Annotated in this window: 14 protein-coding genes; 12 read left to right on the forward strand and 2 right to left on the reverse strand. The window is 45.0% G+C overall.

Annotation, left to right across the window (positions count from 1 at the left end; genetic code table 11):
• The first annotated feature begins 53 nt into the window (after positions 1 to 53).
• The 5 genes from ACIZ62_RS06600 (at position 54) to ACIZ62_RS06620 (ending at position 4,020) form a co-directional block, all read left to right on the forward strand.
• Positions 54 to 683, forward strand: a complete 630-nt coding sequence (locus ACIZ62_RS06600; protein ID WP_414151533.1) for a corrinoid protein — start codon at positions 54 to 56, stop codon at positions 681 to 683.
• Between the two features lie 39 nt (positions 684 to 722).
• Positions 723 to 1,691, forward strand: a complete 969-nt coding sequence (locus ACIZ62_RS06605; protein WP_414151534.1) for a uroporphyrinogen decarboxylase family protein — start codon at positions 723 to 725, stop codon at positions 1,689 to 1,691.
• Positions 1,688 to 1,894 (forward strand): hypothetical protein, encoded by a 207-nt coding sequence (locus ACIZ62_RS06610; protein ID WP_111887425.1) that lies wholly within the window; start codon positions 1,688 to 1,690, stop codon positions 1,892 to 1,894. Before ACIZ62_RS06605 ends, ACIZ62_RS06610 begins: the two co-directional genes overlap by 4 nt.
• Before the next feature lie 226 nt (positions 1,895 to 2,120).
• The gene (locus ACIZ62_RS06615) at positions 2,121 to 3,350 is read left to right on the forward strand and encodes a PocR ligand-binding domain-containing protein (RefSeq protein WP_414151844.1); all 1,230 of its coding nucleotides are present in this window, start codon (positions 2,121 to 2,123) and stop codon (positions 3,348 to 3,350) included.
• Positions 3,351 to 3,360: 10 nt separating this feature from the next.
• Entirely contained in the window at positions 3,361 to 4,020 is a 660-nt protein-coding gene (locus ACIZ62_RS06620; RefSeq protein WP_186895250.1) for a B12-binding domain-containing protein, read from the forward strand.
• A 95-nt stretch (positions 4,021 to 4,115) separates the two neighbouring features.
• On the opposite strand, the gene ACIZ62_RS06625 is transcribed toward ACIZ62_RS06620, so the two are convergent.
• Positions 4,116 to 5,645: a PucR family transcriptional regulator gene (locus ACIZ62_RS06625; protein WP_414151535.1), complete on the reverse strand. Its 1,530-nt coding sequence runs from the start codon at positions 5,643 to 5,645 to the stop codon at positions 4,116 to 4,118.
• 134 nt (positions 5,646 to 5,779) lie between these two features.
• Here ACIZ62_RS06625 and ACIZ62_RS06630 point away from each other — a divergent pair, with 134 nt between their 5' ends.
• The 7 genes from ACIZ62_RS06630 to ACIZ62_RS06660 all read left to right on the forward strand — a co-directional run bounded on the left by ACIZ62_RS06630 (position 5,780) and on the right by ACIZ62_RS06660 (position 12,404).
• The gene (locus ACIZ62_RS06630) at positions 5,780 to 6,793 is read left to right on the forward strand and encodes a uroporphyrinogen decarboxylase family protein (RefSeq protein ID WP_414151536.1); all 1,014 of its coding nucleotides are present in this window, start codon (positions 5,780 to 5,782) and stop codon (positions 6,791 to 6,793) included.
• 23 nt (positions 6,794 to 6,816) lie between these two features.
• Positions 6,817 to 7,446: a GTP-binding protein gene (locus ACIZ62_RS06635; protein WP_414151537.1), complete on the forward strand. Its 630-nt coding sequence runs from the start codon at positions 6,817 to 6,819 to the stop codon at positions 7,444 to 7,446.
• Positions 7,430 to 7,822 carry a hypothetical protein gene (locus ACIZ62_RS06640; RefSeq protein WP_414151538.1) on the forward strand — a complete coding sequence of 131 codons (393 nt, stop codon included), beginning with the start codon at positions 7,430 to 7,432 and terminating at the stop codon, positions 7,820 to 7,822. Before ACIZ62_RS06635 ends, ACIZ62_RS06640 begins: the two co-directional genes overlap by 17 nt.
• A gap of 31 nt (positions 7,823 to 7,853) precedes the next feature.
• Positions 7,854 to 8,651: a methyltetrahydrofolate cobalamin methyltransferase gene (locus ACIZ62_RS06645; protein ID WP_414151539.1), complete on the forward strand. Its 798-nt coding sequence runs from the start codon at positions 7,854 to 7,856 to the stop codon at positions 8,649 to 8,651.
• A gap of 82 nt (positions 8,652 to 8,733) precedes the next feature.
• Complete coding sequence (locus ACIZ62_RS06650) at positions 8,734 to 9,360, forward strand: corrinoid protein (RefSeq protein WP_414151540.1); 627 nt, start codon at positions 8,734 to 8,736, stop codon at positions 9,358 to 9,360.
• A gap of 59 nt (positions 9,361 to 9,419) precedes the next feature.
• The gene (locus ACIZ62_RS06655; protein ID WP_322518874.1) at positions 9,420 to 9,623 is read left to right on the forward strand and encodes a hypothetical protein; all 204 of its coding nucleotides are present in this window, start codon (positions 9,420 to 9,422) and stop codon (positions 9,621 to 9,623) included.
• A gap of 399 nt (positions 9,624 to 10,022) precedes the next feature.
• Positions 10,023 to 12,404: a methyl-accepting chemotaxis protein gene (locus tag ACIZ62_RS06660; RefSeq protein WP_414151541.1), complete on the forward strand. Its 2,382-nt coding sequence runs from the start codon at positions 10,023 to 10,025 to the stop codon at positions 12,402 to 12,404.
• Positions 12,405 to 12,579: 175 nt separating this feature from the next.
• On the opposite strand, the gene ACIZ62_RS06665 is transcribed toward ACIZ62_RS06660, so the two are convergent.
• Positions 12,580 to 13,911, reverse strand: coding sequence for an aminomethyl transferase family protein (locus tag ACIZ62_RS06665; protein WP_414151542.1), 1,332 nt, complete (start codon positions 13,909 to 13,911; stop codon positions 12,580 to 12,582).
• Positions 13,912 to 14,081 lie beyond the last annotated feature (170 nt).

Below are 14,081 nucleotides of genomic sequence, written 5' to 3' on the forward strand. Positions count from 1 at the left end.
AACGTGTTAATCACACATTTATATAAAATCGACTATAATAGGAGGAAGAAAACATGTCAAAAATTACAGAAGTCAAAGAATTGGTGGAAGCAGGGAAGTCCAAGAAGATCGGGGCAGCGGTCCAGGAAGCGTTGGACGCTGGTGGCCAGCCAGCCGAAATTCTCCAGGCGATGGTGGATTCGATGAGCGTAGTCGGGGATAAGTTCTCGGCTGGTGAAATTTTCGTACCAGAAATGCTGATTGCCGCCAAGGCGATGTCCAAAGGGGTGGATGTGTTACGGCCCTTGATGACCGGTGACAACGCCGCTTCACTGGGAACCTGCGTCATCGGAACGGTCGCTGGGGATCTTCATGATATCGGTAAAAACCTGGTTTCGATGATGATTGAAAGTGCCGGCTTTACGATGGTGGATCTGGGTGTGGATGTACCTGCTAAAAAATTTGTGGAAGCGGCCAGAGAAAATGACAATGTGACCTTAATCGCCTGCTCGGGACTTTTGACCACTACCATGCCCGCCTTAAAAGAAGCGGTTGCCACCATTAAAGCCAGTGGCCTGAGTGACTGCAAAGTAATTGTCGGCGGTGCCCCGGTAACGCTGGAATTCGCCGCGGAAATCGGGGCTGATGGTTATGCCGCTGACGCCGGATCGGCGGCGGTTAAGGCTAAAGAACTGGTTAAGTAAGAACTAAAAATAAAAGCATAAATAAGGGGAGGATACAAGATGAATCAGAGAGAGAATTTTTTTGCGATGATCGAGGGAAAAAAGCCGGAGTTTATACCGAATATCATGGAACTATATAAAATCTGTGTTGGTGGAGCTGATTGTGCTGATCAGCCAACAATGGGAGGCATAGATGTTTTTGGTGTCAATTGGATTTTGACAAAAGAAGGCGAAATGCCTGAGCCAAATAAATTTTTATTTGATGATATCGCCGACTGGAAAGAATATGTCAGTTTTCCAGATGTGAATACTTTAGGTATTGAACAAGCAGCCAAAATGGAACTGGAGGGTGTGAACCGGGACGAGGTGATTATTAATGTTTATAGTCCAACCGGATTATTTGAGCGACTGGCTGCTTTTATGGGCTTTGAAAATACGCTTTGTTCACTGGTTGAAGATCCTGATTCCTGTCGGGAATTTTTCGAAGCTTTTGCCGACTATAAAATTGCCTGTATGAATCGTTTTATTGATGCTTATCAGCCAGATGTCATTACCTATCTAGATGATTTAGCGACTGCCAACGGACTATTTATGTCATCAAAAGTCTATCGTAAAGTCATCAAACCTGCTCATCAACGGATTGTCGAGGCAGTGACGTCCAGAGGTGTAATATTTTGTCAGCACACCTGCGGAAAATGTGAAAAGATTATTGAAGATTACGTGGAAATGGGGGCAAAAATCTGGAGTTCGGCCCAGATCAGTAATGATCTGGAAGGGATTATGAAAAAGTATCAAGGTCAACTCATTGTCGAAGGTGGCTGGGATTCATCAGGTCCAGCCAGCTATATTGGCGCTTCAACAGAAGAAGTTGTCACAGAGACTATCCGCTGTGCCAAACAGTATGGAAAATACGGGAATTTCATACTCTTTCCAACTTTGCTGAATGAAAATGGAAACTCTCTATTTGTTGGCGATTCACGGTTAGGCTCGATGATTGAAGCATGGCACAGAGTCGAAAAACTCGCATGAAACAGGCGATACTGACTGGACTAATCGGTGGGGTCATGGGTTTGATCATGAGTTTTCTGATGAACTGGTTACGGGTTCCAATCCCCGAAACAGTGCTGGCAAACGCCATTGGCAACGGCATCAGCGGCTTGCTCAGCGGGTTTATGGGTGGTTTTATCGGGTTGTTGATGTATATGAAAAAAGGCACGGTGCCAGAAAAATAATCACATTCTAAAAAACGACAGCAACACAGCGCTTCCAACCCGCTGTGTTGTTTTCATCTTTACAAAAAACAACGTTTTTATTTTAATATTGTTTTTAAAAAAATCATGCTATACTGATAAAAATAACAGATTAAACTAAACAGGTGAAGCAATGGATCACAACGAATCCCGGAAGCCCAATCAAAAACGCCTCAGCGACCTGGTCGACATCAAAACCCTCTAGGAAATTCTCGACGCCTTCACTACCACTACCGGCCTGATGGCCAATATTGTCGATGGCGAAGGGGTTTCAATCTTTCCGCGCAAGGGAATTAAGAAATGCTGTAAATTCTGCCGTATTATCTACAGTCTGGAAGGCGGCAAGAACCGCTGTCAGGCTGCTTACAAACGGGCCGGCAAGCAGGCGGCGCTGTTTGGCGAGCCCTATATTTTCCGCTGTCCCTCGGGACTGATCGAGTGGGCGGCGCCGATTGTCCTGGGCGGCGAGCATGTCGGCACAATTATCTGCGGCCAGGTGCTGATGTGGGAGCCGGAGGAATTTTTCTGGATTGAACTCAGGAAGATGAACCAGACGCTCACCGATGATTTTGAGGAATTGTTTGAAGCGGTGGGAGAGCTGGCCATTGTCACCGGCAATCAGGTCCAGGCCTCGGCCTACCTGCTGTATGTGGTGGCCAACTATATTATGAAAGCCGGCTGGGAAAATTTTGAACAGTCCCGGGAGTTTGCCCGCCAGCGCACGCTCTACCATGCCGAAATCGAAAACCATAAAAGTCGGGAAGAACAAGCGGACAAAAGCGATCGCCGGTCGCTGCTTGATGAGGATGAAATCATCGTCCAGCTGCAGCAAAACCGTAAAAAAGCGAAAGCTTATCTGGAGGGGCTGATCTCCGGACTGCGCTATGAAGCCCACCAGAATCTGGCCCAGTTGCGGGCCAAAATGACCGAGCTGCTGGTGGTACTGTCCCGGGTAGTCAACCGGATCGGGCTGGCAATGGCACCGTTTCTGCACATCAACGATCAGGCCATCGGCCAGATCTATCAGACCACTTCGCAAGAAAACATCTCGGTCATCACGTCCAAGGCCGTTGATGCTTATCTGGAACAGCTTGAGGCCGCAGCAGTCAAACCGGAAAACCCCAATATCAGCTTGATGACCGACTACATTGACAAGCATTACCCCGACAACCTGACCGTGGAGGCGATCGCCGACGCTGCCTGTCTCAGTCCCGGTTATGCTGGCCGGATCTTTAAAGAGCAGCTGGGGTTGTCGATCATGGATTATGTCTTAAAAGTTCGGATTGACAAATCCAAGAAACTGCTGCTTAATCCCCACTATCAGATTCAGGCCATTGCCGAAAAGGTCGGCTATGGGGATGCCGGCTATTTCACCAAGGTGTTCCGTAAATTTGAAGGAATCACCCCGACGCAGTTCCGGAAAATACACAAACGATAAGAGGCCGAATATGGAAAAAGTATTAATCGAATTACAGCAGGCCATCGAAAACGGGGAAACCCAGATCGCCATGAATAAAACCAAGGAAGCCCTGAATTACGGCATTCGCACCGACAAGATTATCCAAACCGCGATCAACCCGGCTTTTAAGGATCTGGGTCAGAAAATGTTTGACGGCGAAATCTATGTCACCGATGTGCTGATGGCCTCCCGGGCCGCCCATGCGGCGATGTATGTGATGGAACCGATTCTGTCCCGTTCAACCGGCACCTCCAAAGGGATTGTGGCGATCGGCACGGTGGCCGGGGATCTCCACGACATCGGCAAAAACCTGGTCATCATGATGCTTCAGGGCAGCGGTTACACGGTCATTGATCTGGGCATTGATGTGCCGGTGGAAACCTTTATTGAAGCCGTCCGGATGCACAAGCCCGATGTGCTGGCGCTGTCTTCGCTGCTGACCACCACCCTGCCGGAGCTGGACAATATGATCGACGCCCTTGAAGCGGCGGGACTGCGCGCCCAGGTCAAGGTGATCATTGGCGGCGCTCCAGTCACGGCTGAATACGCCAGCCGGATCAAAGCTGATGCCTACGCCAACGACCTGTTTGAAGCCACCGAGGCGGTAGCGGATCTGGTTAAGAATCGGATTGGGAAGTATGCCGTATGAATGGCGCTTTTTAGAGTAAGGACTAGGCACAACAGTCAGTTATCACAACAAAAGGGTGGTCACTAATCAATTTATGGTTAGTGACCACCCTTTTTTCAGTTTGTAGCCAGCTGGATCAGTTCAAATGAAAGATCCAGGTGCAGCAGATCATCTTTGTTTTTCAAGTCAGTTTGACCGATTTCTTTGATCCGCTCCAACCGGTATACAATCGTAGCGCGGTGAATAAACAAGTCTTTGGCAGTCTGAACCGCATTGTGATTGTTATTGAGAAACACGCGCAGGGTGTGGACATAGTCGCTATGATTCTTTTGATCATAATCCAGAAGCCGCGTGAGGATTGGCGAAAGCAGCAATTGGCCCGGCAATTCGGCGGTGATCTGATTGAGCATGTAGGGCAGTGCTGCGTCACAGAATTTATGGATCGCTTTCGTGGGATCGTTGCGGGTGCCGATTTCCAGGGCGATTTCGGCCTCGCGAAAATATTCTTTCAGTTGGCTTAAGCCAACCGTGTAATTGCTGTAGCCTACTTTAAAATTACCTTCTTTGACCAGCCGATTGAATTTCTTAAAATACCCATCCCGGGATTCCTCAAGGTGATCGAGGTTGATGATTACCAGAATACTGTGGTTGTGGGAAAATGCAAAGGTCTGTCGAAAATCCTGCATGATCACATTGCAAAAATAGGTGGTCGTGGTGTGGTAAAGATCCTGAGAGCTGGGTTTGATATGGACCACGCAATAACGATTGGTTTGCGACCAACCCATTTGTTGCAATGCTTTCTCAAAAGTAGTTTGGTTATAGGCGTTGCCCAACATAATATGCTCAAGCAGGGTCGCCAATTGACTATTCTTACTGCGCAAAAAGGTGGCAAGATAATCAGGATCCTGAACCAGTTGCTGTGATAAATATTCTAAAATCTGGCTGTCACTATCAGAGAAGGGTTGGGCGGTTTCGGGGACAATGATCCGAAAAAGAAAGGTGTCATTGAGAAAAATGTTTTTGCACAGGGTCCGAAAGGGCATCACTTCGGCTGGATAGATAAAAACATTTTTTTCATTCTTGATTTTCTTGTAGACGGCATCATTTTTAAACAAGTTGACCTGCTCGATGGGGATCCGTCCCGATTCGTCAAGATGTAAGTTCGGGGAGTCATATGAGGCATGCATCGTTGAGTGGGCAACCATATAAAAATCACCGTTCATCACAAACATATCATTTCCCAAAATTGGTTGGGAAATATCCGCCAGATGTTGCAGCGATTTTTTCTCGCGCAGACAACGCAGCAGTTTTAAATTCCAGTTTCCATAAATATCGTAAATTTCATGAATGACATTACTTAGTTCAAAAATATCGGTAGTATCGGCAATTACCAGCAGCTCCAACGCATCATTATAGTAGCTGGGCGGGGGCTCACCAATGCAAATCAAGGCCGAAGCCGGCATAAAGGTCAGCTCGGGTGGCAATTTTACAGCACTGGCTATATATAATGTGTGGGAATCTAAACAGGTCTGACCGGCATAAAAAAGCGGATGGGCCAGGTGCAATAAAGATCCTGAGCTACCAATGTTGTCATCTTTTACAAGGGTTGTCAGTTTTTCTTTCAGTAGGGTTAAAGACAGTTTCATCGCTGTTCACCTCCTTATACATAGTGTATAGATCAAGACAAGAAAAGTCAATCAGCTTGTATAATTTACAGTTTCGTAAATATCTCGTAGAATAAAAATATCAACGAAGTACAAATTTAAGGAGGATTATTGATATGGCATTAACCCCGAAGGAAAATTATTTAAACGCTATCAATCACAAAAAAACCGAATGGACCCCGGTCCACATTGCCGACTGTGACGTGCTGGGATTTGGCGCCCTGCCAGGACCCTGGATTGAAAAAGGACCGCTGGGCGGCGGTTACGATGGCTTTGGTATTCGCTGGATTACCCCAGCTTCTGGCGGCGGCGCACCGATTCCGGCCCCCAATGAACATATTATGGATAGTGAGACCATCACAGATTGGCAAAAGATTGTCAAATTTCCCGATCTGGAAGCCATCGACTGGCAGGCCATGGTGGACACCGAAATAAGCATGATGCCGGTGGACCGAACTCTGAAAGCCATTGAATTTGGCTGTGGCAATGGCGTCTTTGAGCGGTTGGCGGCGTTAATGGGTTTTGAAGAAGCGCTGATGGCACTGGCCGAAGAACCGGAAGCCTGTAACGATTTAATGACCGCGATTACTGATTACAAAATTGAGTTTGCCAAAAAAGTAAAACAATATTACAAACCAGATCTGTTTACCAATTACGATGATATTGCCACTGAAAGAGGGCTGTTCATGTCGCCGGCGACTTATCGTGAACTGATTAAACCCCATCACAAACGGCTTAACGACGCCGTCAGAGAACTGGGGATGATCCCGGTGCAGCACACCTGCGGTTACTGCGAACCACTGATTGAAGATATCATCGAAACCGGCGCCGCAGTCTGGACGTCGGTTCAGCCGACCAATGATATTGCCGGGATGCAGAAAAAATACGGCGACAAAATTGTGTTAATGGGTGGCTTTGATACTAACGGGGCCCCCGGTGCTGCCGATGCGACCCTGGAAACCCGAATCGCCGAAGTGCGCCGCTGTTTTGATGAATATGGCCAACAGCCCGGGTTCATCTTCTTTGGATTTGTCCTCGTCAACAGTCTGGATCCCGCCGAAATCGGCGCACAAATGATGCCGATTATTCAGGAAGCGGCCCGTTACAGTCATCAGCTGGCAGCACAATAATAGTATCAGAACAGGAACCGATTGTGAAAATATTAATTCTCGGGGGCTTTTTAGGCTCTGGTAAAACCAGCGTATTGCTGCAACTGGCAGAATATCTCGTCAGTCTTGAAAAAGAGTATCGTTCTGAAGTAAAAGTTGCGATTGTGGAAAATGAAATTGGCGCCATCGGAATTGATGACAAAGTCCTGAAGAAGGCCGGATTTATTGTTAACAATCTCTTTAGTGGATGCGCCTGCTGTTCTCTCACCGGAGAACTGGTTGCCAGTATTAAAAAAATCCAGACCGAACTTGATCCCCAATGGCTGATCATTGAAGCCACTGGGGTTGCTTATCCAGGCAGTATCAGAAAAACAATTTTAACAGAGGTTGGTCTTGACGCTACAATCCTGATCATCGCTGATGCCAAACGCTGGCAACGATTGGTTAACGCCATGGAATTGTTGGTATCCGGACAGCTGGAGGACACTTCGATCGTATTACTGAATAAAGTGGATCTGATCAGCAGTGCCGAACTTAAACAAGTTGAGCACAGCATATTAAACTATAATCAAACCGCGGAAGTCATTCCAATATCCGCAAAAGCGGTAATTCCAGAAGACATATTAAAAAAAATAGTCAATCAAGCGGAGGATTTATATGATAACAAAGCATGACCACGCTGAATCCTGTAACCATCACCATCATGCTGGTCACCATCATCATGGGATTGAATCTCACATGCATGATGATGCATTGGTATGCTCCGGCAATCGGGATATTATTGGAGATTTGGAAACCATAAAACAAAATTTGGTAGGCGAAATTGAAACCCTGACCAGGTGGATAGAGGAAATGAGCGGGATTATCGGTCATGTCAAGGCTTTGGTTGAATGCGATGCCCCGGTAACCATGATCTCAACCACTGGGGTCGATATAACAGTCAAAGAAATGGTAGGATCAACCGTTCAGATAAGTATTGTTGCAATTGTATTCAATACGAATGCACAAAGCCTGGAATGCCGTATTGCCGGGCTATTTGACGCTTTATAAAAACAAACAGATTGTAAGTAGGAGTTAGAAAATGATTATTATTGGAGAAAAAATTAACGGAGCGATTCCCTCAACCGGGAAGGCCATTGCCGCAAAGGATGACGAATTTATCCGGAACCTGGCCATTAAGCAGGCCGAAGCCGGAGCGAATTTCATCGACGTCTGTGCCTCAGTGGATGATGACATCGAACTGGAAACGATGAAATGGTTGATCGACATTGTTCAGGATGCCACCGATGTGCCGATTGCGGTGGACAGCCCCAATGTTTACACCTGCATTGAATCGATGAAATATTGCAACAAACCGGGACTGTTTAATTCAATGTCACTGGAAGGGGATAAGGCGGATGTGGCCTTTAAAGCCATCGCCGATTCCAGATGGGAATGCGTGGCGCTTTTAAACAGTGACAAAGGGATCCCAAAAACCGCCAAAGATCGTCTGGATGTGTTCACCGAACTAATGGAAAAATGCCAAGAATATCAGATCGACCCATCAAGAATGCACATTGATCCGCTGATTGAAATGCTTTGTACATCAGAAGATGGTATCAATATGGTGGTAAAAGTTATCAAAGGCATTAAGACCCTGTATCCGACTATTCATGTGACTGGGGCGGTCAGTAATATTTCCTTCAATCTGCCGGCCCGACGGATTGCCAATCAAGCTTTTGCCGTACTAGCGATGAGCGCCGGTATGGATAGCTTCATCCTTGATCCTTTAAATAAGGACATGATGGGGATGCTGTTTGCTACCGAAGCGATGATGGGTGAAGACGAATATTGTATGGAATACATCAGCGCCTTCCGGGAAGGTATTTTTGTAAAATAGTAACATTTTAACTCGGATCATGCACATGTTCCGGGCAGATTAATAAAAACAAGAGCTTAAATTTAAATCAAAGGAGAAAAATATGTCAAAAATAGCAGAAGTAAAAGTTTTGGTCGAAACGGGTAAATCAAAGAAGGTGGCCGCAGCCGTACAGGAAGCCCTGGATGCCGGTGATAAAGCCCAGGATATTCTGGATGCGATGATCGCTTCCATGGGTGTGGTCGGCGATAAATTCTCATCCGGAGAAATCTTTGTACCGGAAATGCTGATTGCTGCCAAAGCGATGTCCAAAGGCGTCGAAGTGTTAAAACCAGTGATGGCTGGTGAGGTATCTAACTCTTTAGGAACCTGTATCATCGGAACGGTTGCCGGGGATCTCCACGACATCGGCAAAAATCTGGTCACAATGATGATCGAAAGTGCGGGATTTGACATGGTGGATCTGGGTGTCGATGTGCCAGCCGTCCGATTTGTGGAAGCAGTAAAAGAAAATGATAACGTCGTCCTGGTTGCCTGTTCAGGTCTGTTGACCACTACCATGCCAGCCTTAAAAGAAGCGGTTCAAACCGTTAAAGCAGCTTTACCGGATATGAAAGTCCTTGTCGGCGGTGCCCCGGTTACTCAGGCTTATGCCGACGAAATTGGCGCCGATGGTTATGCCCCGGATGCTGGCAGTGCCGCTGTTAAAGCAAAAGAACTGGTTGCCTAAAAAAATGGAAATAAGCTTAAAAAAAGCGACAAAGAAATGATGAAAGGTGGTAATTTAGGATGAGGGATGCTGTAATAACCGGTATTACCGGAGGACTGATGGGTTGTCTGATCAGTTTTTTGATCAATTATTTCCTGATGCCAATCCCGGAAACGGTTCTGGCTAATGCGATTGGAAACGGAATAAGTGGACTGTTCAGCGGATTTTTGGCTGGCTATATTGGACTCTATATGTATATGAAAAAAAATAAAGAGAAAGCGTAGTATCATCAGAAAACTGGATTCAAATCGCGGCCGATATTGTACCAAAGAAATCGGCTGTGATAAAGACGTTGAGGCGAAGAATTATTTTAAAAATTTTGAAAAAATGAGAAAACAAAAAAACGATTGGCGTATGTTATAAACAATTCGGAAAAAAGGCATCGGTTTTAGCTCAATTGACTAAAGATAACAAGATCTGGTTTTTCAACCAGGTCTTTTCTTGGTTACTATTATTCTTGAAAAGGCTTGTTTTTAAAAATTGATGTTTAAAACTCTATAAAAGCTGGCAGCGAACCATTAGAGATAGGATGAATGTCGTAATATTGGGGGAAGGAATTTAGACCTGGTAAAATGAGGCAGACTGGTCTGTTCAACAGATCAAGTTGATGAAAGGAAATGAAAATGGATGATGTAAGGTCAAAATACGGTAGTAATCACCAAAAAAACTATAAAACTGGTATGGCTGGAAAAATAGCACTGCTGGTGATTGTCTTCGTGGTTATTGGTATTGTGATGACTGGGATGGCCGCTTATCTAGGGGTTAGCAAGGTGTTAACGACGGCACTCGCAGAAGAAAAATTGGCACAAGCGTTGCATTCCCTGGGACTGACAGTCGGGTTGGTTGCGTTGGCAACCGTTGTAATAAGTGTTCCGGTGGCAATTATTTGGGGTAGAATATTGATGAAACCCGTCATCCGGTTAAACGAGGCATTCGCTCATATGGCTGATGGAGAAATTGAATTTGATGACCAGTTATTCAGTGATTTAAAAATGAGACCAAAAGATGAAATCGGTCAGATGATGACATCTTTCACGACGATGAAGGAAAGTCGACGACAGTTAGTTGAAGCGGCTGAAGCCTTGGCCAAAGGAGATCTGACTGTTGAAATCAAACCGAGTTCTCAACAGGATCGGATGGCCGATGCACTTATTGATATGGTAGATCAACTTAATCTACTTTACAAGGAAATAGAAAAGGCTGGATATGAAGTCGCTTATTTTGGGCATTTTGATTACAAGGGTGATCCGGAGGTTTTAGCTGGTTCCTACCAGGATTTTGTTTCAGGGATCAATCAGGTTATGGAAGGTCTTATTCAACCGCTTCGAAATGCCAGTCGATGCATCAATCAGATTGGTGCCGGCGTAATTCCTGAAAAAATCACTGAAACTTACAATGGCGATTTCAATATTCTAAAAGACAGCATTAATGCTTGTATTGATGGACTAGGTGCTCTAACTGCAGGCAATGAGGTGCTTGATCACATTGATCGAAATGATTTCTCCAGAAAAATTGCAGGAAATTATAGTGGACTTTATGGATCGATTGCTGGATCAATCAATCGGGCGGTGGATCAGTTTAATCGAATTATTATGATAGTTGATAATATCGCACAGGGTGAATTTACTTATCTTGACGAATTGAAGGAGATGGGAAAACTCAGTGATGCTGATACCTTGACGCCGAGTCTGATCGAGATGATCGAGACGATTCAGCGCATGGTTGAAGAAACCAGAAAAATGACACAAAGTGCGGTTGCCGGGGATTTAAGCAATCGCGGTGATCCGGATCGTTTTAAAGGTGGTTATGCCAAAGTCATCAACGGCTTTAATCAGACTCTGGACGCTGTTATCGCTCCGATCAATGAAGCGTCTGAAGTTATGACAGCACTGTCAAAAGGAAATCTGCAGGTAGAGATGACAGGGGATTACGCTGGGGATCATGCAGAAATTAAAACAGCCTTAAATAAGACTACGTATTTTTTGAAACAGGTTGTTGGTGAAATCACGATGGTTTTAATAAACATGCAAAAGGGTGAGCTGAATCAGGAAATTACAGCCTACTATCATGGTGATTTTTTCGAAATAAAAAAAGCCATAAATGATATCACGACTCAGCTCAGCAGTACGCTTTCAGAAATTAATGCGGCAGCAGAACAAGTCGAAAATGGTGCCCGGCAAATTTCCAGTGGTGGTCAGGGGTTGTCTCAAGGGGCAACCGAGCAGGCCAGTGCCATTGAGGAATTGACAGCATCCATTGAAGAAGTGGCAGAAAAGACGAAAAAGAATGCCATCAGTGCCAATCAGGCTAGTGAACTTACCCTGTCCGTTCAAGAAAATGCCCAGTTGGGCAATGGTCAGATGAAGAAAATGATGGCAGCCATGGATGAAATAAATAACTCATCCAAGAATATTTCGAGAATCATTAAAGTTATTGATGACATTGCGTTTCAGACCAATATCCTTGCGCTCAATGCAGCGGTCGAAGCTGCCAGAGCTGGACAGCATGGCAAAGGTTTTGCTGTGGTGGCAGAAGAAGTACGAACTCTGGCAGCCCGGAGTGCCGAAGCAGCTAAGGAAACCACCGGTCTAATTGAAGGTTCAATAAATAAGGTAGTGATGGGTAACACCATTGCGGATGAGACAGCAATTAGCTTACAGACGATTCTCGAAAAAATTGAGGAAGTCACCGGAATTGTTAGTAAAATTGCCGAGGGTTCCAATGAACAGGCATCAGCGATCGCCGAAATCACTCAGGGAATTGAACAGGTCTCCGTGGTGGTACAAACCAATTCTGCTACTGCCGAACAAAGTGCCGCCGCTAGTGAAGAACTATCCGGGCAAGCAGAAATGCTTAAGCAGATGATTGGGGCATTTAAGCTGAAGGATCTGCAAAAGATTGGCAAAGAATCAGGAAAGATTGAAGTTTCAGCGCACTACAATTTAGAACAGCGACAGAGTGTACCAGAGATTATTCTGGATGAGGCTGGAACAGACAAATACTGAATAATTTAGATTTTCAGCTGATAATAATTCTAAAATAGTGTCAATAATCTCCTGAAATCCTACCAAACGTGGTGAATCTTCTGAATGACCAGATCAGGAAAGATGTGGTGTGAATAAAAAGAGCACCCCTGTTCCTCATAATAAGAACAGGGGTGGTTTTATGGGCTAAGCATTATTATTTTCTTCGGGGAATTTTTTCGACATCAAATGTTTCATTTCGGAATTCGGCATTAAAATAAGGGAAACGAGCGACTTTAGCCCGGATCTTTTTTTGTGGCGTACCGGGGGATCCCCAAAGAACAACCACAACGGTTCCTTCTTTGGCATATTTCTGATCGATGGAGGCCAGTGAAATCATCCGCTGTTCATAGAATGAGTAGGTTTTTCCGGTGGCGACACCGATTTTTTGATCGTCCACTAAAACATAATCGCCGCGAATGGCTGCACCTTGAGAAGCATCAGAAAGGCCGGAAATATGCTCGATCTGTTCATAGGGTTCAACGTCAGTTCCTCTAAACTGGGAGGCAAAGACATCGGCCACATCATCCGCATTCCATTCTAATGTTACCATGGTACGTGATGGTTTTTGTGCAATTTCCATCAATGCTTCTTTTCCGATAAAATCGTCCTTGTCAAAACTGATCAGTTTTTCCCAGCCTAAATCATAGGGGGTAGAGTAGAAGTTTTCGTTGTTGTCGGAGGCACTGCCCGCAAAGGGAGCATTTAAGCCACCAATTTTTTCGGCAAATTCTGCCAGGCCGACACCACTTGACTGAAATGGATACCAAAAATGCTGGAATTGATTGGGATAACCGGCTGGGGTGTGTTGAATTTGCACATAGTTGCGGGCACCCTGAAGTTTACCGCCATACTTAAACAGCACTTCGCGAAGCTTTTTGTATGCCATTTCGGCATTTTCAGCAGCACCATGTACTTCGTATGCTAAAGCGCCGGTCATGCCAAGACGATAGACAATCATGTCAGTACCACAAATTTTTACTTTCTTATTTTGTCCAAATTTCAGATCGTGTAAATCGGTTTCAGTTGCTTCTTCGAGAATTTCCAGCGATTTTGGTCCGTCAAGTTGGTAAAAATATTCATCATTTAAGTATTCGCCTTTTACATCAAGACCACTCGTCATCAGAAAATATTGGATTGCCGGAGCTAACCAATAGGTACGATAGTCGCCATTTTCTTTTTTAAGAATGACACCGCTGGCTAAAAGTTGTCCCTTATCATTGCAGATCAGACCATGTCGTGAGCCGCCTGGTTTCATCAGATTGAAATCACGGTTGACACAGACTTTATTGAGAAATTTCTCAGCATCTTTACCCGAAATATCATAAATGGGGCTGCTGTTCAGAAACACACCTAAAGAAGCCGTGGTGCGGGTAGCCATAAATTCGTCCCTGGGGCCAGTAAATTCATAAGGTAGAATGTTTCCGCCAAAGTCTTTCCAGAAGGTGAAAGCACCTTCCATAATTGCACTATCAAGATTAAACTTCATTTTTATACCTCCGCTATTACAAGATTTTTTTATAATTATTTTCGAAAATGCGCATTTCGATTATTAGGTTTATCATAACAAATTGTTTTTTACAAAGCACTGTGCAATAATGTAGATAATTATTTTTTCCGTTGTGCACTTTATCAAATTCAAAGTTTGAGGTGAAAGTC

The sequence above is a fragment of the Acetobacterium carbinolicum genome (genome assembly GCF_047456275.1).
Classification (GTDB): domain Bacteria; phylum Bacillota; class Clostridia; order Eubacteriales; family Eubacteriaceae; genus Acetobacterium; species Acetobacterium carbinolicum.